We start from the raw sequence: 19440 nt of genomic DNA, 5'->3' as shown, positions 1-19440 counted from the left end.
GTCGAGGATCAGCAGGTGCAGGCCCCACGGGCCGGTGACAGTGGGGTCGGCGGTGGGGTCGGCGCGTTCCGAGTCGTATCGTGGCACACCGCGACCCGCTCCAGCGGGCCTTCCGGCCGTCCAGCGCACGCGGATCGGCGCGCCGTATGACGCGGGCGGTCGCGCTCAGGGGCCGTGATCCCGTAGAGTCGAGACATCTCCTGGGCGATCGCCCGAATTCCACGGCTGAGAAGTCGCACGACGACGAAGAGACTCAGCCCCTGATAGAGACCGCACCGACCGAGAGCATCGTCCTCGGTCGTCCGGTTCGAACGCCCGCCTCGCACGCGGGTACCGCCCTTCACAGGACGCCGCGGAAGCCGCGCCGTTCCTCGTTCGACCCCCGCTCCACCGGCTCGCCCGGTCCGCGGGACGTTCTCCCCCGCAGAGCCGCCCTCCCCCGGAGGCGCGAGCTCAGCCCCTAGACGACCCGGACGACTCCGGCAGACGCGTGTTTCACCCGCGGAGGCCGAGTCGAGCGGGTACCGCACACTCGTGCGGACTCTGACGACGCCGGCCCCGGTCGGCGTCATTAACACATAAGGAAAAGAAATGCCTACTGGCACCGTTAAGTGGTTCAACTCCGAAAAGGGCTTCGGCTTCATCGCTCCCGACGACGGAGGCGCCGACGTGTTCGCGCACTTCTCCGCCATCGCGAAGCAGGGCTACCGCGAGCTCGTCGAGAACCAGCACGTCGAGTACGACGTCGAGCAGGGCCGCAAGGGCCCGCAGGCCGCGAACATCCGCGGCGTCGGCGAGTAATCTCCGACTTCCGACGCCCCGTCGACCAGGATCCCCGGATCCGGTCGGCGGGGCGTCCGTCGTTGACGGGGTGATTCCGCCCCCGGCCGGCGGAGGCGGAACCCGTGTCACCCCTCCGGGCCGCAGGATCGGTATCCTCTCCGTGGCGGCTCCCGAGCTCACGGAGCCCGCGACGCCGTCCGGGACTCCTGGCGCGTCGGCACGACTTCACGGCGGAGACAATGGGACGACTGATCTACGGACCGCAATCACTCGAGATCGACTTCGAGGACCGGCTCCTCGCGCACCTCAAGGTCGCGATGTTCACCAAGATGCGGCGGAACGAGTCGTTCAGCCTCTCCTGGAGCGAGCCGGAGTCGTCCGGCTACGGCCGCAGCTCCGTCTGGGTGCACCCGACGACTCCGCTGCACTTCCGGTTCCACGGCAGCAAGCGGCCGTCGCTGAACCGCCTGTGGATCGAGCAGTTCATCGCGAGCGCGAACAACACCGGAGAGATGACCGTGGTGCCGGAGCCGGCCGAAGGCTCCTGACCCGCGACGCTCCTCAGACCACGAGCGGCCGGGCCGTGTGCACGAGCTCCTCGTGCGGCAGGGCCCGGAGGCGCTCGGCGATCTCGGCACGGGCGCCTGCGTCGACCGACGCCCGGGCGTGCTCCTGCGGCCGCAGCGGCGTGAGGGTGACCAGGTCGGCGTGACCGGTCGCCAGGTCGAGCCGCTCGGGCAGGCCGGGGCTGCGCAGGCCCAGGAGGACGCCGACGGTGCCCTGCTCATCGGTCCAGGCGGGCGGCGCCGCGACGTTCGCGAGCCGCGCCGTGTCGAGGGAGCTGCGGCAGCACACCCCCTGCAGGGCGGCCCGTCGGGCGGCCTCGTACAGCAGGCGGAAGTGCCAGTGGTTCCAGAGCTCGGCGGTGGGGACGCCGCGGACGGCGGACGTCTCGAGGCACAGCTCGAGGCCGAGACCGGTGCCGGGATGCGCGAGCCGGTCGAAGGGATCGCTCAGCCCGTCGGTAGCGAGCACCACGGAGGCGCCGCGGTCGACGCGCAGGAACGCACGGTGATCGGTGGGCCAGCGCGCGCCGCCGCGGACGCCGGGATCCTCGGTCGAGACGACGACGGTGCGATCGAGCGCACCCACTCCGCGCCAGGCGTCGGCCCGGTCCTCCGCCACCGCCTCGGCCAGCGCCCGCCTCTCGTCCTCGGTCCATCGGACCTCACGAGTGCGGTTCAGGAACAACGACATGGGACTCCCCGTCCGCGCGACCGGCGTGCCGCACTCCCGGAACGCTACGGCGCCCACCCCTGCTCCTCCTCCGAGCAACCGGAACGCCAGCTGTGTTTGTTGCGCGGCGGTCCCCGCCCGCCGCGGCGCGGTCGGCTCCCGCAGACGGCCGGGAAGGAGGAGCGGGTCGCGACCGGCTACGCCGAAACGCTGGAACGCGTTTCGACGGTTCGCCTCAGGCGGTGTTCACTCCCGCGGCGGTCCCCGCCCGCCGCGGCGCGGTCGGCTCCCGCAGACGGCCGGGCAGGTGGAGCGGGTCGCGACCGGCTACGCCGAAACGCTGGAACGCGTTTCGACGGTTCGCCTCAGGCGGTGTTCGATCCCGCGGCGGTCCCCGCCCGCCGCGACGCGGTCGGCTCCCAGGAGTGGCCGGGCAGGTGGAGCGTGTCGCGTCCGGCTACGCCGAAACGCTGGAACGCGTTTCGACGGTTCGCCTCACGGCGCACCGCCGTGGCCGTGGATGGAGGAGTCGATGGCCCGCGCGGCCGGGCGTCCACCGCCGCTGGGGTCCGCGAGGCGAACCGGCGGAACGCGTGTCAGCGTTCCGTCGTAGCTGGACGCAGGACGCTCCACCCGCCCGGCCATCCCGAGTAGCCGACTGCGCCGCGGCGGGCGGGGACCGCCGCGGAAGACGGCTCAACCCAGGGGGTTGATGCCGTTGGTGCGCCAGCGCTCGTCGGCGAGCTGGCCGGGGGTGCCGGCGCTCGCGTTCTCGCCCAGGGGCTCGCCGCCCTCGACCGCGTCGGCGCCGAGCGCGGTGCCGGCTCCCTCGGCGGTGCTGCCGGGGGGAAGCAGGCCCTCCTCGTCCTCGCGGGGGCCGACCTCGTCCTCGGGGGCGTTCTCGGAGCCGCTCTCGCTCATCGGGTCGTAGCCGTGGTCCGGGTCGCGGCTCTCGTCGGCCGCCGTGTTCTCCTCGACCTCGGCGTCGGCGGGGCGGACGTCGTCGGCCTTCTCCGCATCGGTGGAGGGGGTGGCCTCGAAGCCTGCGAACTCGGGGCTGTCGTCTGCGCTCATGGCCGCCACGGTAGCACCGGGCCCGCGGGCACCGGAGGGGGTTCCGCCGGGCGCCCGCGACGCCTCCGCCCAGCGGCCACGCCCTAGGCTCGGGGGGCTGGCACGGACGACGGGAGCGACATGCGACGACTCGGGTACGACAGGTTCGGCGGGCCCGATCTGCTCTCGTGGCGGGAAGCGCCGGTGCCCATGCCGGGTCGCGGCGAGGTCCTGGTGCGCACACGCGCGGCGAGCATCAACGCGACCGACGAGAAGATCCTGTCCGGCTCCGCACGGATCATGGCCGTCGGCCGCTCCCGTCCCTACGGGTTCGGGCTCGACATCGCCGGCACCGTCGAGGCGCTCGGCCCGGGTTCGCACTCGGTCGCGATCGGCGACCGAGTGGTGGGGATGACCCGCGACGGCGACGCCTTCGCCGACGCGTCCATCGCGCGCAGCCGCTCGCTCGTCCCGATGCCCGACTCCCTCGGCTTCGTCGAGGCCGTCACGCTCGCGATGTCGGGCGGGACCGCGGTGGGCCTGGTCGACGCACTGCACGTGCGCTCCGGCGAGCGCGTCCTCGTCAGCGGCGGCTCGGGAGCCATCGGCGATCCGACGATCCAGCTGCTGGTGCGGGCGGGATGCACGGTCGCGGCCACCGGCTCGGCCGCCTCCGCCGACCTCCTCCGCTCGCTCGGCGCCGAGCCGCACGACTACCGCGCGCTCGACCTCGGGGTGCTGGGCGGCCGCTTCGACGTGGTCGTCGACGTCTCCGGCCACCTGCCGGTCGACGACGCGGCGATCCTCCTGGCCGAGGGCGGGCGCATCGCGACGCTGGTGCCGAGCGGTCCGGCGCTGGTCTCGCAGGCGACGGGCCTCGTCCGCCGCGACCGCCCGCGGGTGCGCAACATGATCGTGGTGGCGACGGCGGAGCGGATCGGGCGCGCGGTCTCGCTCGCCGCCTCCGGCGAGCTGCGGCCCCGGCCGGGCGCCGTGCATCCGCTGGGCGACGTCGTCGACGTGCTGTCGCGCCGAGCGACCGGCGCCGACCGCACGATCGGCAAGATCGTCTTCACCGCCGACGACTCGGCTCCGCTGAGCTGACCTCCGGCTCCTCCTCCTCTGCCGGGCGGCCGAGCGAGAGCGTGGCCAGGAAGCCGACGGCGAGGAACCCGGCGGCCGCGAAGGCGGCGTAGCGGGTGCCGTCCGAGAACGCCTCGCCCGCCGCCCGGGCCGCGTCGGCAGTGGCCGGCGACGCGGCCAGCCCGGCGATCGCCGCACCGGAGGAGTCGACCACCGCGTCGACCGTGCTCGCGACCTGCTCCGCGGGGAGGCCCTGCTGCTCGAGCGAGGTCGTGAGGACCCCCGCGGTCGAGGTGTAGAGGATCGTCCCGAGCACCGCGATGCCGAGGGCGGAGCCGATCTGCCGCGCGGTCGACTGCGTGCCCGAGCCCTGTCCGCTGAGCTCGACGGGCACGTCCCGGAGCACGACCCCGGTCAGCTGCGCCGTCGCGAGGCCGACGCCGAAGCCGTAGACGGCGAGGAACGGGACGAGGGCCCACCACGGGGTGGAGTCGGAGACGACCAGGCCGATGCCCGCGACTCCGACGATCTCGGCCAAGAGGCCCACCCGCACGATCAGCACCGGCGCGACCCTGTTGCCGAAGGCGCCGGCGAAGCCCGAGGCGACGAAGGAGCCGAGCGCGAGCGCGAGGAGCACCAGGCCGGTCTGCACGGCCGTGTAGCCGAGGACGCTCTGGAGCCAGATCGGCAGCGCCAGGATGATCCCGAACTCGCCGAGCGAGACGATCATCGCGGCGAGGTTGCCGTTGCGGAACGAGGCGAGGCGGAAGAGCCCGATCGCGAGCATCGCCGAGCGCCCGGCGCGCTCGCGGGCCCGCGCCCAGAGGACGAAGGCGACCCCGGCGAGCACCGCGACGGCGAACGCGATCGGGACCGGCGAGAGGCCGAGCGGCCAGCTCCAGCCGCCGACGCTCAGCGGCTCGTCGACGCCCCACCAGCCGAGGGTGCGCCCCTCGATCAGGGCGAACACCAGGGAGGCGGAGGCGATGATCGAGAGCGCGGCGCCGACGAGGTCGACCCGCCGCCCGTCGGGCTGCCGCGACTCGTCGACGAACAGCAGCGCTCCGACCACGATGATCACGCCGAGCGGGATGTTGATGCCGAACGCCCAGCGCCAGGAGAAGTCGGTGGTGAGCCAGCCGCCGAGCAGCGGGCCGACCGCGGTCATGCCGCCGATGGTCGAGCCCCAGACGGCGAAGGCGATGGCGCGCTCGCGCCCGCGGAAGGTGGCGTTGATCAGCGAGAGGGTCGTCGGCAGCACCATCGCTCCTCCGACGCCCTGCACGACCCGGGAGAGGATCAGCAGGTCGCCGGTCGGAGCGAGGGCCGCCGCGACGGAGGAGAGCGCGAAGAGCGAGACGCCGACGATCAGCATCCGGCGCCGGCCCCAGCGGTCGGCGAGGGTGCCGAAGACCAGCAGGAGCGCGGCGAACACGAGCGTGTACGACTCCTGCACCCACTGCACCTGGGTCGAGGTGATCCCGAGATCGGCGACGATCGACGGGATGGCGACGTTGACGATGGTCGAGTCGACGATGATCGTCGCCACTCCGAGACTGATGACGACCAGCCCGATCCACTTGCGGTTGCGCACGACGCTCTCCTCCGACGATTTAGTAAGCCAGCTGACTATATGCCCGCGGAGGGCGCCGTGTCGAAGGGGGGGCCTGGAAGATTAGCGGGAGGCGGGCGCGGCGACAAGGGCGCGAAGCTCCCGGAGCCGCCCGGTCAGGATGGACGCATGCCCGCATCCCCCCGTTCCTTCCCGTATCCCCTCGGCGTCTCCCTCCGCGGCGACGCCGGCGCCAACGTCGCCGTCTACTCCGAGACCGCGGACAGCGTCGAGGTCTGCCTCTTCGACGAGTCCGGAGCAGAGACCCGCGTCGCCCTCACCGAGCGGACCGGCCACGTCTTCCACGGCCTCATCCCCGAGATGGGCATCGGCACCCGCTACGGACTGCGCGTCGACGGCCCCTGGGACCCCGCCAACGGCCTCCGCCACAACGCCGCCAAGCTCCTCCTCGACCCGCACGCCACCGCGATCGAGGGCTCGTACACCTGGTCCGAGGACGTCTTCGGCCAGTTCTACGAGGACGCCGACACCCGCAACGACGCCGACTCCGCGCACGCGGTCCCCCGCTGCGTCGTCACCGACCCCGACTCCTTCGACTGGAGCGGCGACACCGCGCCGCGCATCCCGCTCGAGGAGACCGTCGTCTACGAGGTGCACGTGAAGGGCTTCACGAAGCTGCACCCCGACGTGCCCGAGGACATCCGCGGCACCTACCGCGGCCTCGCGCACCCCGCCGCGATCAAGCACTTCACCGACCTGGGCGTGACCTCGGTCGAGCTGCTCCCCGTGCACCAGTTCGTGCAGGACTCGCACCTCGAGGAGAAGGGCCTGCGCAACTACTGGGGCTACAACTCCCTCGGCTTCTTCGCGCCGCACAACGAGTACTCCCACGCCGGCGACGACGGCTCGCAGGTCGACGAGTTCAAGGCCATGGTCAAGGCGTTCCACGAGGCCGGCCTCGAGGTCATCCTCGACGTGGTCTACAACCACACCGCCGAGGGCAACGACAAGGGCCCCACCCTCTCGTTCAAGGGCATCGACAACGGCTCCTACTACCGCCTGGTGGAGGAGGACCGCGCGAACTACTTCGACACCACCGGCACCGGCAACAGCCTCAACGTCGCGCACCCGGCCGCGCTCGGCCTGATCATGGACTCCCTGCGCTACTGGGTGACCGAGATGCACATCGACGGCTTCCGCTTCGACCTCGCCACCACCCTCACCCGCCAGACCGGTGAGGCCGAGGTGCACAGCGCCTTCCTCGACCTGATCGCGCAGGACCCGGTGCTCGCGCCCGTCAAGATGATCGCCGAGCCGTGGGACACCGCCGGCTACCAGGTCGGCGGCTTCCCCGCGGACTGGTCGGAGTGGAACGGGAAGTTCCGCGACGACGTGCGCGACTTCTGGAACGGCGCCGACTCGGTGCTCGGCACGACCGCGCAGCGCGTCCTCGGCTCCCCCGACGTGTACGAGGCCGACCGCCGCTCGCCGGTCTCCAGCATCAACTTCGTCACCGCGCACGACGGCTTCACCCTCGCCGACCTCACCGCGTACTCGCGCAAGCACAACGCGGCCAACGGCGAGGACAACAACGACGGCGAGAGCGACAACCGCTCCTCCAACAACGGCGCCGAGGGCCCGACCGAGAACGAGGCGGTCAACGAGCGCCGCGACCGCATGCGCCGCAACTTCCTCGCGACGCTGCTGCTCTCGGCCGGCGTGCCGATGATCCTGGGCGGCGACGAGATCGCCCGCACGCAGGGCGGCAACAACAACGCCTACTGCCAGGACGACGAGATCTCGTGGTTCGACTGGGAGAACGCGGACCGCGAGCTGCTCGCCTTCACCCGCGAGCTGATCGCCCTCCGCGCCGCGGAGCCGGCGCTGCGCCCGAAGTGGTTCCGCCGCGCCCCCGGCGACGGCGGCCCCGACACGGTCGACATCCTCCGCTCCGACGCGCAGGGCTTCGCCGACGAGGACTGGGACAACCCCGACGCCCGCTCGATCACCTTCGTGTTCGAGCACGAGGGCAGCGCGAGCTTCGCCCTGCTGCTGAACGCGGCGGAGAACGGCGTCGAGTTCACCGTCCCCGAGGCGCCCGGCGCCGAGTGGACGCTGGCCGCCTCGAGCGACCCGGAGCAGGTCGTCGAGGGCGAGGTCACCACGCTGATCGTCCGCGACGGCTCGTTCACGCTGCTGCGCTCGGCCTCCTGATGACCGGCCGGACCCCGCGGCTCCTCCGCTTCGGCGGGCGCATCGCGGGGTTCGGCACGTCCTCGGGCACGAGGATCGTGCTGGGCCTCTGGGAGGACACCCCCTTCGGCCCGTTCGCCGACGCGATGGTCGAGGACGGCGACGGCCACCGCCTCCTGATCGCACCGACCCGCGAGGTCGCGGACTTCATCGGGTCGACGTACGCGTTCGACGAGGTGCGGATCGCGCCGGTGTCGTGGCGGAGGATCGCGGGCGGCCTGTCCGTCGCGGCCGGACCGCTCGCGGTGCGACTGGAGCTCGGCGGTCTCACTGCGCTCGGCCGGCTGCTGCGGATCGTTCCGCGACCGCTCGCCGAGCACCCGGCATGGCTGACCGCGATCTCGCCGGTCGCCTCCCTGCTCGTCCGCGGGGTCAGCACGGCCGGGTCGGCCGGGCACGGACGCCGCGAGTACTACGGCGTGCGGGCGATCCGCCGCGTCGAGGGCGTCCACGCCGTGCTGGCGGAGGAGGACCTCGGCCCGCTGCGCCCGCTCTCGCCGCCCGTGCGGTTCGGCTTCTCGTCGGCGCCCGCCGCTCCGGCGATCGTCGACGTCACCACCACCATCGCGCTCCCGCGCGAGGGGACCACCGCGCTCCGGCGCGACCGAGAGAGAGGAGCCGCCTCGTGAAGAAGGGCGACAAGATCAGCTGGAACACCTCGCAGGGCGAGACCCACGGCGAGCTGGTCGAGAAGAAGACGAAGGAGTTCCAGTTCGAGGGGCAGAAGTTCAACGCCTCGGACGACGAGCCCTACTGGATCGTGCAGAGCGACAAGACCGACGCGAAGGCCGCGCACAAGGAGTCGTCGCTGACGAAGAAGTGAGCGGGCGCAGGCCGAGCGGCTGCGGACCGGGCTCCGGATCGACTCCGGGGCCCGGCCCGCGCCCGTCTCACGCGATGCGGATGAGCTTCTTGTTCACGAACTCCTCGAGGGCGGGGCGGCCCATCTCGCGGCCGGTGCCCGAGCGCTTCACGCCGCCGAAGGGCAGCTCGGCCGCGTCGCCGAGGACGAGGTTGATCCAGACCATCCCCGCGTCGATCCGGTCCGCCAGGCGCAGCGCCTGCTCCTGGTCGGTCGTGTAGAGGTAGGAGCCGAGGCCGTAGGGGGTGTCGTTCGCGAGGGCGATCGCCTCGTCCTCGTCGCGGACGCGGTAGAGCGCGGCGACGGGGCCGAAGAACTCCTCGCGGTAGGCGTCCATCTCGGGCGTGACGCCCTCGAGCACGGCGGGCGGGAAGAAGTTGCCGGTCACCTCGCCGCTGGCGCGGACGGTGGCCCCCTGCTCGCGCGCGGCCGCCAGCTGCGCCTCGAGGCGCTCCGTCGCGGCGGAGGAGGAGAGCGGGCCGAGGAGGGTGCCCTCCGCGAACGGATCGGCCGGCTGGGCGCGGGTGAACGCCTCCGTGAACTTCTCGGCGAACGCGTCGTACAGCTCGTCGATCACGATGAAGCGCTTCGCGGCGTTGCAGGACTGGCCGTTGTTGTCCAGGCGCGCGGCGACCGCGTCCTCGACCGCCTTGTCGAGGTCGTCGGTCGACAGGAGCACGAACGGGTCGGAGCCGCCGAGCTCGAGCACGACCTTCTTCAGGTGGCGGCCCGCGAGCTCCGCGACGGCCGCGCCGGCCCGCTCGGAGCCGGTGACGGAGACGCCCTGGACCAGGGGGTCGGCGATGACGGTCGCGGCCTGCTCGTTCGTGGCGTAGAGGTTCACGTAGACGCCGGCGGGCGCGCCCAGCTCCTCGGCCGCGGTGCGGAACACGTCGGCGATGGCGGCGGCCGACTCCGGGCACTGCGGCGCGTGCTTGAGCAGGATCGTGTTGCCAGCGACCACGTTCGGGCCGGCGAAGCGGGCCACCTGGTAGTAGGGGAAGTTCCACGGCATGATGCCCAGCAGCACGCCCAGCCCGGCGCGGCGGATCAGCGCGGAGCCGGTGCCCTCGGCGAGCTCGATCGGCTCGTCGGCGAGGAAGGCCTCGCCGTTCTCGGCGTAGTAGCGGTAGATGTCGGCGGCGAAGCCGACCTCGCCCTGCGCCTGGTCGAGCGGCTTGCCCATCTCGCGGACGATGATCGCCGCGAGCTCGTCGGCGCGCTCGACGTGCAGCTCTGCCACACGGGCGATCAGCGCCGCGCGGGTCGCGACGGGCACGGTCCGCGACCACGAGGAGTACGCCTCCTGCGCCGAGCCGATCGCCGCGGTCAGCTCGGCGTCGCCGAGGGTCGGGTACTCGCGGAGGGTCTCCCCCGTGGCCGGGTCGATCACGGCGTAGTGGGTGCTCATGCGGGCTGTGCTCCTTCGCGGTGGGGGGCCGGTGCGGTCGCGCCGTCCTCGTCGATGATCTCCTGTGCCAGGCGCCTGCCGACGCGGACGGCGCCGTCGACGTGCTGGTAGCCCTCGGCGGCGAGGTCGCTCGTGCCGAAGCGGAGCGGACCCACCGGCTCCAGCTGCAGCGCGCCGTACCGGGTCAGCCCGCCCAGGTCGAAGCTCGCGGCGTACGCGCCCTGCGTCCACTCCTCGGACGCCCAGTCGCTCTCGTAGTAGACGACCGGATCGAGCGCGGCCGGGCCGAAGTAGGCGGCGAGCGAGTCGAGGATCGCGGCCTTCCGCTCCGCCTCGTCGAGCGCGAGCACGCGGTCGGCCTTCTCGTCCGAGACGAAGCCGACCAGGGTGCCGCGCTCCTCCCCGTGGTTCGAGTTGTCGTAGGCCTCGTGCACGAGCGAGTGCGGGCTGAACGCGGTGCCGGAGAGTCCGTCGGCGCGCCAGAAGGGCGTGGCGTACGTGGCGTGCACCTTGATCACGAGGCCGAGCGACTGGTGCTGCAGGGCCTGCTGCCGCAGGCGCGGGAGCGGCGGGTCGAACGAGATGCGGCCGACGAGGTTCGGCGGCACGGCGACGATCGCGCGGCGGGCGCGGAGGACGACGCCGTCGGCGCGCACCTCGACCCCGTCGTCGCCGTAGCGGACGGAGCGGACCGGGTGCCCGAGCAGGACGCGCTCGGCGCCGAGGCGCTCGGCGAGCCGCTCCGGGACCTGCTGGAGGCCGCCGATCACGCGCTTGTCGAGGATGAAGTCGGCGTCGACCAGGTTGCTGAAGCTCCCCGCGCTCGCGGCCATGAGGAGCGCCTGGAGGAGGGAGAAGGCGTGCGCCGGCTTGGTGAGCATGGCGTCGGCGAGGAAGAGGGCGATGTTGGCCCGCGCCTCCTCGTCGTCGCTCTGCTGCTCCAGCCAGGCGGCGAAGGTGATGCGGTCGTAGTCGCGGGCGAGCGGATGCGTCCACGGCGCCGCCGGGTCCGTCTCGGCGACGAGGCGGTCGAGCACCTCGATCAGGCGGGAGATCTCGGACTCGGTGCGCTCGCTCCCCGGGAAGATGTCGCCGGTGAAGCGGCGGGCGGAGCCGTCGGCGCCGATGTAGACGCTCTCGCCCTCGCGGTAGCGGGAGTAGGTGCCGAGGCCGAGCTCGTCGAGGGTTTCGAGGAGCGCCGTCTGGTCCGGCGAGACCCACTGGCCGCCGAGCTCGAGGAGCTGCCCGTCGACCACGCGGGTCTCGAGCCGCCCGCCCACGCGCTCGCGCGCCTCGACGACGACGACGTCGAGTCCGTGCTGCTGCAGCCGGAGCGCCGCGGTGAGTCCGGTGGCACCGGCTCCGATCACGACGACGTCGTGCTCGCTGGGGGACATGACTTCTCTTTCCGTCGGTGATCGCGGGAGCGGACGCGCGAATACGGACGATCCTGTCACAGAAGCGGAGGAGAACGTCAGTGAGCGCGCCCGATGGAGGGCGGACTCGGAGCGCCCTCCACTGAACTACATAGGCGTGCTATATTGTTTCTCGTGCCCGATTCCAGTGCCCCCGTGCGTCTCGCCTCCGCCGCTACCGCACTCACGCGGTTCGCGGGCCGGGCGAGCGGCGCGACCGGGCTCGGCGCGCAGTCCGGAGCCGTCTGGTCGACGCTCGCCGAGCTGCGCACCGGCTCCCCCTCCCGCCTCGGCGAGCTCGCCGAGCGGGTCCGCGTCACCCAGCCGACGATGACCGGGATCATCGCCCGGCTCGACGAGGCCGGCTGGATCCGCCGCGTCCACGACGCCGACGACGGCCGCGCCTGGCTGATCGAGGGCACTCCCGCCGGCTTCGACGCCCTCGCCGAGCACCGGCTCCGCCTCGAGGCCGCCCTCGCCCCGCTGTTCGAGGACCTCGACGAGGACGACCGCCTCGCCCTCGAGCGCGCCGCGACCCTCGTCGAGGCCCGCGTCGCCCGGATCGCCGGCACCCCCGTCCCCTCCTCCCCCGAGAAAGGCTCCACGCCGTGACCACCTCCCCCCACTCGCCCGCCCAGGGCTCGATCCTGAAGCAGCCGCTGGCCGTCTGGGCCGTCGCCTTCGCCGCGGTGATCGCCTTCATGGGGATCGGCCTGGTCGACCCGATCCTCCCGGCCATCGCCGAGAGCCTGCAGGCGACTCCGACCGAGACCTCGCTGCTCTTCACGAGCTACCTCGTCATCACCGGCGTCGTGATGTTCTTCACCAGCTGGCTCTCCAGCCGCATCGGCGCCAAGAAGACCCTCATGATCGGCCTGGTGCTGATCGTGGTGTTCGCCGCGCTCGCCGGCACGGCGGGCAGCGTCGAGGGCGTCATCGGCTTCCGCGCGGGCTGGGGCTTCGGCAACGCGCTGTTCATCTCGACCGCCCTGTCGACCATCGTCGGCGCGGCGAGCGGAGGCTCCTCCGCGGCGATCGTGCTCTACGAGGCCGCGCTGGGCATCGGCATCGCCGTCGGCCCGCTGCTCGGCGGGCTCCTCGGCAGCGTCTCGTGGCGCGGTCCGTTCTTCGGGACCGCCGTGCTGATGGCCGTCGGCTTCATCGCCATCGCGACGCTCCTGCGCGAGGACGGCCCCAAGCCCGCTCCGACTCCGCTCTCGGCGCCCTTCGCGGCCCTCAAGGTCCCGGCCATCCGCACGCTGGCGGGCGCCGCCCTGTTCTACAACATCGGCTTCTTCGTGCTGCTCGCCTACACGCCCTACCCGCTCGGGCTGGACGAGATGGGCCTCGGCTTCACGTTCTTCGGCTGGGGCCTGGGCGTGGCGATCACCTCCGTGTTCGTCGCTCCGCTGCTCACCCGGCGCCTCCCGCGCACCGTCGTGCTGCGCTCGGTGCTGCTGCTGCTCGCGCTCGACCTGATCGCCGGCGGCCTCGTGATCTCGTCGCGCGTCGGCCTGATCGTCTGCATCATCGTCGGCGGCCTGCTGCTCGGAGTCGTCAACACGGTGCTCACCGAGTGCGTGATGGAGGCGACCGACCTGCCCCGCTCCGTCGCGTCGTCCGCCTACTCCGGCGTCCGCTTCCTCGGCGGCGCGATCGCCCCGCCCGCCGCCTCCGCCCTGGCCGCCGCGATCTCGCCGGCCTTCCCGATGTACGCCGCGGCCGGAGCCGTCGCCGTCGCCGCGCTGATCGTGCTGCTCGGACGCCGCACCCTGGCCCGCGCCGACGCCCACGAGCCCGAGCCCGAGCTCGTCGAGGCGCAGGCGATCACGCTCGGCGAGTGACGCGCCCGGCGGGCTTCGGGGCCCGCCGAGGGGTCGCGAACGGCCGTCATCCGGGCAGGGTGACGACCGTTCGTGACGCCTCACGGGAGAGCGCGCGCTCAGGAGTCAGGGCGCGACCTCGAAGAGGCGCGGGCGCAGCGCGGACGTGCGCGGGTCGGCGGCGCAGGCGGCGAGCGCCGCCGCGAGGACGCCGCGGGCCGGGTGCGGCTCGCGGACGTACACGTCGACGCCGGCGGGCGTGAACGGCGTCCGGGCGAAGCGGGTGAGCGCCCAGCCCGCCTCCTCGTCGGCGGCGACGAACGACCAGCGGCTGCGGGCGAGGAGGGTCAGCGGCTCGACGCCGCGCCAGCGGAAGCCGGACGGATCGTGCGGGTCGGGGGTGTCGATCCCGACCACGTAGTGCGAGCGCGTGCGGCCGCGCCAGCTGACGACGTCGCCGATCCCGCCGGTCGGGAGCGGCGCGTACGTGATCGCCACCCCCGACCGCGAGCGCCAGAGCGGCAGCGAGGAGCCCCGGACGAACCAGGTGCCGCTCGCGAGCGCCCGGGCGTCGATCATCGGAGAGCGTGCTTGATGTTGGTGCGGGCCAGCGCGACGGCCTCGCCCGCTCCTCCGTTCATCACGATCTTCGAGACCGCCAGCGCGAAGCCCTTCACCTGCGCGCCCGTGATCGTGGGCGGGAGCGAGAGGGCGAGCGGATCCGTCACCACGTCGACGAGGACCGGGCCGCCGTCGGCGAGCGCCGAGCGGAGGGCCTCCTCCACGTCGCGCGGGTCCTCGACGCGGATGCCGCGGATGCCGATCGCCTCCGCCACCTTCGCGTAGTCGACCATCGGCACGTCGACGGCGAAGTCCGGGAAGCCGTCGACCAGCATCTCGACCTTCACCAGCCCGAGCGTGGAGTTGTTGAACACGACGATCGTCACGGGCAGCCGGTAGGCGGCGACCGTGACCAGCTCGCCCATCAGCATGGAGAGCCCGCCGTCGCCGCTCAGCGAGACGACCTGGCGACCGGGGTGCGAGAGCTGCGCGCCGACCGCCTGCGGCAGCGCGTTCGCCATCGACCCGTGCATGTACGAGCCGAGCAGGCGCCGCTTCCCGTTGGGGGTGATGTAGCGGGCCTGCCAGACGTTGCCCATGCCGGTGTCGGCGGTGACGATCGCGTCCTCGGAGAGCAGGCCGTCGAGCGTGGAGGCGACGAGCTCGGGGTGGATCGGGCTGCGCGTGCCGACCTCGGTGTACTTCCCGACGACTCCGGTGACCAGCTTCTCGTGCTTCTTCAGCGTCTTGTCGAGGAAGCGGTGGTCCTTCCGCTGCACGAGCGGGGTCAGCGCGGTGAGGGTCGCCGCCACGTCGCCGTGGACGGGGTGCGCGACGCTGACGCGGCGCCCGAGCTTCGAGGCGTCGCTGTCGACCTGAGCGATCACGACCTTCGAGGCGTCGGGGAGGAACTGCTCGTAGGGGAAGTCGGTGCCGAGGAGGAGGAGCAGGTCGGCGTCGTGCATGCCGGCGTGAGCCGCTCCGTAGCCGAGGAGGCCCGTCATGCCGACGTCGTAGGGGTTGTCGTACTGGATCCACTCCTTGCCGCGCAGGCTGTGCCCGACGGGCGCGCCCACCAGCTCGGCGAAGGCGACGACCTCGTCGTGCGCGTTCTGCACTCCGGCGCCCGCGAAGATCGCGACGGTCCGCGCCTGGTCGATCGCAGCCGCGAGGGCGCGGACGTCGGCGTCGGCGGGGACCAGGACGGGCGTCGACGGCAGCACGAACGCGGGGAAGCCGTCGACCGCCTCCAGTTCGGCGATGTCGCCGGGGAGGGTGACCACGGCGACTCCGCGGAGCGCCACCGCGCTGCGCATCGCGGCGTTGACGACCCGCGGCGCCTGGGCGGCGGTCGAGATCAGCTCGCGGTAGTTCGAGCACTCGACGAAGAGCCTGTCCGGGTGCGTCTCCTGGAAGTAGGACGAGCCGATCTCGTTGCTGGGGATGTGGCTCGCGATGGCGAGCACCGGGGCGGAGGAGCGGTGCGCGTCGTAGAGGCCGTTGATGAGGTGCAGGTTGCCGGGGCCGCAGCTGCCGGCGCAGACGGCGAGGCGCCCGGTGAGCTGCGCCTCCGCGCCGGCGGCGAAGGCGGCCGCCTCCTCGTTGCGCACGTGGATCCAGTCGATGCCTCCCTTCTCGGAGCCGCCGCTGCGGCGCACCGCGTCGACGATCGGATTCAGCGAGTCCCCGACGATCCCGTAGATGCGGGAGACGCCGGCGTAGATGAGCTGAGCGATGAGCTGGTCTGCGACCGTCTTCTGAGCCATGACCCCATTCGACCGGACCGGGCTGAGCGTCCGCTACTCCGGAAAGTGGAGATCCGGATCGAGTGCATCCCCCTCGGGACGGATGCCCTGCACCCCTAGCCTGGGAGCCGTCACAGGAACACCTCCGTGCCGAAGATCCCGGGAGTCGCCATGAACCGCCGCAGAACCGCCCTCGTCCTGGCCGCCGGCGCGGCCCTCGCCCTCGGCCTGACCGGCTGCTCGGGCCTGAACGGCCTGATGGGAGGCGAGACCCGCGACGACGAGACCGGGGAGATCACCGAGGGCGGGACGACCGACGTCTTCCAGCTGCGGGTGGGCGACTGCCTGAACGGCGAGCTCAGCGAGGAGGCGACCGAGGTCACCGACGTGCCGACCGTGCCCTGCACCGACCCGCACGTCTACGAGGTGTTCCAGAACCTGACGATGGCCGACGCCGACGAGTACCCGGGCGAGTCCGTCGCGACGGAGCAGGCCGAGACCGACTGCGTCACGGCGTTCGAGTCGTTCACCGGGATCGGCTACCAGGACTCGGCGTACGACTTCAGCTACTACTACCCGACCGCCGAGAGCTGGGGCACGGGCGACCGGACGATCAACTGCATGATCACCGACCCGAACGGGCCGAGCACGGGCACGCTGGCGGGCGTCGCGGCCTGATCGCGATCTCCGCGCGCGGCGGTGCCGGTCCCGCCGAGCGCTCCGCGCTCGGCCCGGGTCAGTCGCGGTCGCGCGCGGGGAACAGCCGCAGCAGCAGGCCGGAGCCGATCCAGACCACGGCGATCCCCGCAACGAGCCAGGAGGCTCCGAGGCCGGACGCCGCTCCCGCCAGCACAGCGCCGACTGCCGCTGCGGCGGAGCGCAGCCCCGCGCCGATCGTGAACACCTGCGAGCGGACGGCGGCGGGGCTCTCCTGGTCGCGCAGCAGCAGCATCGCTGCGTTCGAGGGGGCCGTGAAGACGCCCGCGACCGCGAAGGCGGCGACCGCCGCGACGATGCCCAGGTCGGGGACGGCGATCAGGAGGACGGCGCCGGTCGCGATGTAGGCGGCGCCCATGGTCCACGCCGGCGGACGGCGGGTCCAGCGGCGGGCCGCCACGGCGAGGGCGCCGAGCAGGCCGCCCACGGCGAAGGCGGTCAGGATCCACGCGGCGGCGTCGGTGCTGCCCAGCCGCTCCACCGAGAGGCTGATCGCCGCGACTCCCGCCGCTCCGCCCGCGACCTGGCTGAGGGTGCCCGCCGAGGTGACCACCGCGATCGGACGGTGCCGCACGAGGTGGGTGACGCCCGCGACGATCGTCCGCAGCACGCCGACCGTCGGCGCCGGACGGGCCTCCATCGCCAGGCCGAGCGATCCGACGACGCCGATGAGGGCGAGGACCGCCATGACGAGCATCGCGGTCCGCGCTCCCCCGACTCCGACCGCGAGGCCCACGATCGCCGGCCCGCTGATCGAGGCGACCGTGTACGAGAGCGAGTCCTGCGCGTAGGCGCGGCGCGGCTCCGGGATGGCGCTCGTGACGAAGCTCGACATGCCGCCCATGTAGACGGGCGTCGCGAGCCCCGCGAGGAGCAGCAGCACCACGATGAGCGGCGTCGGCACCTCGCCGAGGAAGGCGGCGACCGCGAAGGCGACGGCGGTCGTGAGCGCGGCGCCGACCAGGAGCCGGCGGGGGCGGCGGACCCGGTCGAGCACCGTTCCCACGAGCGGTGCGGCGATCACGGCGGGGAAGAGCGCCGCTCCGGTCAGGGCGCCGCCGAGAGCGACGTCGCCGAGACGCTCGACGGCGAGGACGGGGAGCGCGACGACCATGCCGGCGCTGGCCAGGCGGAGGGGGATCGACGCGGCCTGGTAGCTGACCGCGCTCATGCGGGACCGGGGATCGACATCACCTCCGATGGTGTCACGGCTGCGGGGCGGGGTCGTTCGGAGAGGCAGGCCACCGGCGTCCGAGCGGCCTGCGGAGCCTGCCCTAGGCGATCGGCGTCCGCGCCGCGAGCTCGGCCGCCGCCGCGACGCCCAGGCGCAAGGGCGCGCTGTGGCCGGGGAGGAGGGTCCGCGCCCCGGTCCCGGCGAGGACCCGCAGCGAGTCGAGGGACTGCGCCGTGTCGGCGGTGGCGGCGCGCGCGACCAGGTGCGGACCGGTGCGCGCGGAGTAGGGGTCGAGCGTGACCAGCGCGTCTCCGCCGATCACCGCGTCGCGCTCGGGCAGGTGCAGCGAGACGTGCCCGTCGGTGTGCCCCGGAGTCGCGAGCACGCGGGGCGATCCGGGCACGTCGAGCACCGCTCCGGCGGTCAGCGGCAGGGTCCCGTGCACGGGCGGCACCGCGAGCGCGCCCGCCCGGGCCATCGCGCCGAGCACCGGGATCGCGGAGGGGTGCAGCAGCGGGTACACGAACGGGGTGCGCTGGCGGCGGTAGGAGTAGGGCTGCGCGGCGAGCGGCTGGTCGGCCGCGTGCAGGTGCGACGTCCCGGTGCAGGCTCGCGCCGCCCCCTCGCCGCTGCTGCCGGTGCTGCTGCTGCTGCTGGTCCATCGTGCTCCCGCCCCTCCGGGCCTGCGCCCGATCGCGACGACGCTACGAGCGTCTGCGACGGATCGGACAGGGCGTTGACGGCGGGGGTCCGCGTCGTGCAGGGCTCAGCGGCGCCGCCCGCGGAGGGCGAGCTGCACCGCCGCGAGCAGGAGGAGGACCGCGAAGAGGATCCCGGACACGCGCGCCGGCAGGAGGAAGGAGAGCGCCACTCCGGCGAAGGAGAACGCCGTCGCGGTGAGCCCGACCACGAGGCCCGCGCGCACGTCGAGCAGGCCGCGCCGGGCGTTCGCGATCGAGCCGGTGACCGCCGTGGGGATCATCGCGGCGAGCGAGGTGCCCTTGGCCAGGAGGTCCGCGAGCCCGAAGGCGCCGACCAGGACCGGCACGGCGATCGCTCCGCCGCCGATGCCGAAGAGGCCGGAGGCGACGCCCATCCCGATGCCGAGCCCCGCGAATCCGGGCCACACGCCCCAGCCCTCGGCGACGTCGCCGGTGTCGTTCGAGCCGAACACGGCCATCCGCACCGCCGCGGCCACGAGCAGCGCCACGAACATCCAGCGCAGCACGCCCAGAGGCAGCCGCGCGAGCAGCCAGGATCCGGCCACCGCCCCGAGCATCGCCGCAGCCGCGATCACCGCCGCCGGGACCCAGGCGACCTGGCCGGCGAGGGCGTAGCCGAACGCTCCGGCGACCGAGGTCGGAGCGATCGCGAGCAGCGAGGTGGCGGAGGCGCGGCGCTGGTCCATCCCGGCCCACGCGATCAGCATCGGCACCATCACGATCCCGCCGCCGACGCCGAACGCGCCCGACAGGGTCCCGCCGACCGCGCCGATCAGGGCCAGGACGAGCAGGGCGCGCGGCCGCATGCGCTCGGCAGTCCGATCGGGGAGGGGCGCCTGCGGGGCGGTCGAGTCGGTCACGGCTCCATGCCACCACAGCACCGGGCCGAAGGCGAACCGACGAGCGTCGACCGCGTTCCTGAGAGGACCGGCCCGGCCCGGCCCTCCTCTCTGGCAGTTGCCTGGGCGGGCCGGATCCGACCGTGACGTTCGGCGTCGACGGAGCGTCCTACCTGCATACCCCGCCTGA

Annotated in this window: 19 protein-coding genes; 9 read left to right on the top strand and 10 right to left on the bottom strand. The window is 73.1% G+C overall.

Features of this window, described 5'->3' with window-relative positions:
* The first annotated feature begins 591 nt into the window (after positions 1–591).
* Together C5C59_RS15620 and C5C59_RS15615 are read left to right on the top strand one after the other, a co-directional pair.
* Positions 592–801: a cold-shock protein gene (locus C5C59_RS15620; RefSeq protein ID WP_055786246.1), complete on the top strand. Its 210-nt coding sequence runs from the start codon at positions 592–594 to the stop codon at positions 799–801.
* 221 nt (positions 802–1022) lie between these two features.
* On the top strand, positions 1023–1331 hold the full coding sequence (locus tag C5C59_RS15615; protein WP_104226101.1) for a hypothetical protein: 309 nt from the start codon (positions 1023–1025) through the stop codon (positions 1329–1331).
* A 13-nt stretch (positions 1332–1344) separates the two neighbouring features.
* On the opposite strand, the gene C5C59_RS15610 is transcribed toward C5C59_RS15615, so the two are convergent.
* Positions 1345–2040, bottom strand: coding sequence for a hypothetical protein (locus C5C59_RS15610; protein WP_104238971.1), 696 nt, complete (start codon positions 2038–2040; stop codon positions 1345–1347).
* Between the two features lie 675 nt (positions 2041–2715).
* Entirely contained in the window at positions 2716–3093 is a 378-nt protein-coding gene (locus C5C59_RS15605) for a hypothetical protein (RefSeq protein ID WP_146082855.1), read from the bottom strand.
* 120 nt (positions 3094–3213) lie between these two features.
* Here C5C59_RS15605 and C5C59_RS15600 point away from each other — a divergent pair, with 120 nt between their 5' ends.
* Positions 3214–4176 (top strand): NADP-dependent oxidoreductase, encoded by a 963-nt coding sequence (locus tag C5C59_RS15600; protein ID WP_104238973.1) that lies wholly within the window; start codon positions 3214–3216, stop codon positions 4174–4176.
* Here C5C59_RS15600 and C5C59_RS15595 read toward each other — a convergent pair.
* Positions 4145–5749, bottom strand: a complete 1605-nt coding sequence (locus C5C59_RS15595; RefSeq protein ID WP_104238974.1) for a DHA2 family efflux MFS transporter permease subunit — start codon at positions 5747–5749, stop codon at positions 4145–4147. The two genes, C5C59_RS15600 and C5C59_RS15595, sit on opposite strands and share 32 nt — an antisense overlap.
* A gap of 147 nt (positions 5750–5896) precedes the next feature.
* Between C5C59_RS15595 and glgX the strand changes: the two genes are divergently transcribed.
* The 3 genes from glgX to C5C59_RS15580 are packed head-to-tail and all read left to right on the top strand — an operon-like array spanning position 5897 to position 8804.
* Entirely contained in the window at positions 5897–7942 is a 2046-nt protein-coding gene (glgX, locus tag C5C59_RS15590) for a glycogen debranching protein GlgX (protein WP_104238975.1), read from the top strand.
* On the top strand, positions 7942–8610 hold the full coding sequence (locus C5C59_RS15585; RefSeq protein WP_104233046.1) for a hypothetical protein: 669 nt from the start codon (positions 7942–7944) through the stop codon (positions 8608–8610). The genes glgX and C5C59_RS15585 overlap by 1 nt, the downstream gene beginning before the upstream one ends.
* Complete coding sequence (locus tag C5C59_RS15580) at positions 8607–8804, top strand: DUF2945 domain-containing protein (RefSeq protein WP_056866275.1); 198 nt, start codon at positions 8607–8609, stop codon at positions 8802–8804. Before C5C59_RS15585 ends, C5C59_RS15580 begins: the two co-directional genes overlap by 4 nt.
* A 67-nt stretch (positions 8805–8871) precedes the next feature.
* On the opposite strand, the gene C5C59_RS15575 is transcribed toward C5C59_RS15580, so the two are convergent.
* Both C5C59_RS15575 and C5C59_RS15570 read right to left on the bottom strand, forming a co-directional pair.
* Positions 8872–10254, bottom strand: coding sequence for an NAD-dependent succinate-semialdehyde dehydrogenase (locus tag C5C59_RS15575; RefSeq protein ID WP_104238976.1), 1383 nt, complete (start codon positions 10252–10254; stop codon positions 8872–8874).
* Positions 10251–11651, bottom strand: coding sequence for an NAD(P)/FAD-dependent oxidoreductase (locus tag C5C59_RS15570; RefSeq protein ID WP_104238977.1), 1401 nt, complete (start codon positions 11649–11651; stop codon positions 10251–10253). Before C5C59_RS15570 ends, C5C59_RS15575 begins: the two co-directional genes overlap by 4 nt.
* A 153-nt stretch (positions 11652–11804) precedes the next feature.
* On the opposite strand from C5C59_RS15570, the gene C5C59_RS15565 reads away from it, so the two are divergent.
* Together C5C59_RS15565 and C5C59_RS15560 are read left to right on the top strand one after the other, a co-directional pair.
* Positions 11805–12281, top strand: coding sequence for a MarR family winged helix-turn-helix transcriptional regulator (locus C5C59_RS15565; RefSeq protein WP_181133559.1), 477 nt, complete (start codon positions 11805–11807; stop codon positions 12279–12281).
* On the top strand, positions 12278–13513 hold the full coding sequence (locus C5C59_RS15560; RefSeq protein WP_104225140.1) for an MFS transporter: 1236 nt from the start codon (positions 12278–12280) through the stop codon (positions 13511–13513). Before C5C59_RS15565 ends, C5C59_RS15560 begins: the two co-directional genes overlap by 4 nt.
* 105 nt (positions 13514–13618) lie before the next feature.
* Here C5C59_RS15560 and C5C59_RS15555 read toward each other — a convergent pair whose 3' ends face one another.
* Positions 13619–14071 (bottom strand): hypothetical protein, encoded by a 453-nt coding sequence (locus tag C5C59_RS15555; RefSeq protein ID WP_104225142.1) that lies wholly within the window; start codon positions 14069–14071, stop codon positions 13619–13621.
* Positions 14068–15819: a pyruvate dehydrogenase gene (locus C5C59_RS15550; protein ID WP_104238979.1), complete on the bottom strand. Its 1752-nt coding sequence runs from the start codon at positions 15817–15819 to the stop codon at positions 14068–14070. The genes C5C59_RS15555 and C5C59_RS15550 overlap by 4 nt, the downstream gene beginning before the upstream one ends.
* A 126-nt stretch (positions 15820–15945) precedes the next feature.
* Between C5C59_RS15550 and C5C59_RS15545 the strand changes: the two genes are divergently transcribed.
* Positions 15946–16476 (top strand): septum formation family protein, encoded by a 531-nt coding sequence (locus C5C59_RS15545; RefSeq protein WP_104238980.1) that lies wholly within the window; start codon positions 15946–15948, stop codon positions 16474–16476.
* 58 nt (positions 16477–16534) lie between these two features.
* On the opposite strand, the gene C5C59_RS15540 is transcribed toward C5C59_RS15545, so the two are convergent.
* The 3 genes from C5C59_RS15540 to C5C59_RS15530 all read right to left on the bottom strand — a co-directional run bounded on the left by C5C59_RS15540 (position 16535) and on the right by C5C59_RS15530 (position 19271).
* The gene (locus tag C5C59_RS15540; protein ID WP_104238981.1) at positions 16535–17686 is read right to left on the bottom strand and encodes an MFS transporter; all 1152 of its coding nucleotides are present in this window, start codon (positions 17684–17686) and stop codon (positions 16535–16537) included.
* 103 nt (positions 17687–17789) lie between these two features.
* Complete coding sequence (locus C5C59_RS17500; protein ID WP_258062801.1) at positions 17790–18212, bottom strand: MBL fold metallo-hydrolase; 423 nt, start codon at positions 18210–18212, stop codon at positions 17790–17792.
* Between the two features lie 243 nt (positions 18213–18455).
* On the bottom strand, positions 18456–19271 hold the full coding sequence (locus tag C5C59_RS15530; protein WP_104238983.1) for a sulfite exporter TauE/SafE family protein: 816 nt from the start codon (positions 19269–19271) through the stop codon (positions 18456–18458).
* Between the last annotated feature and the right edge of the window lie 169 nt (positions 19272–19440).

It is taken from the genome of Rathayibacter sp. AY1F4 (assembly GCF_002931775.1).
GTDB lineage: Bacteria > Actinomycetota > Actinomycetes > Actinomycetales > Microbacteriaceae > Rathayibacter.
This window is presented reverse-complemented; position numbering and strand designations above follow the sequence as displayed.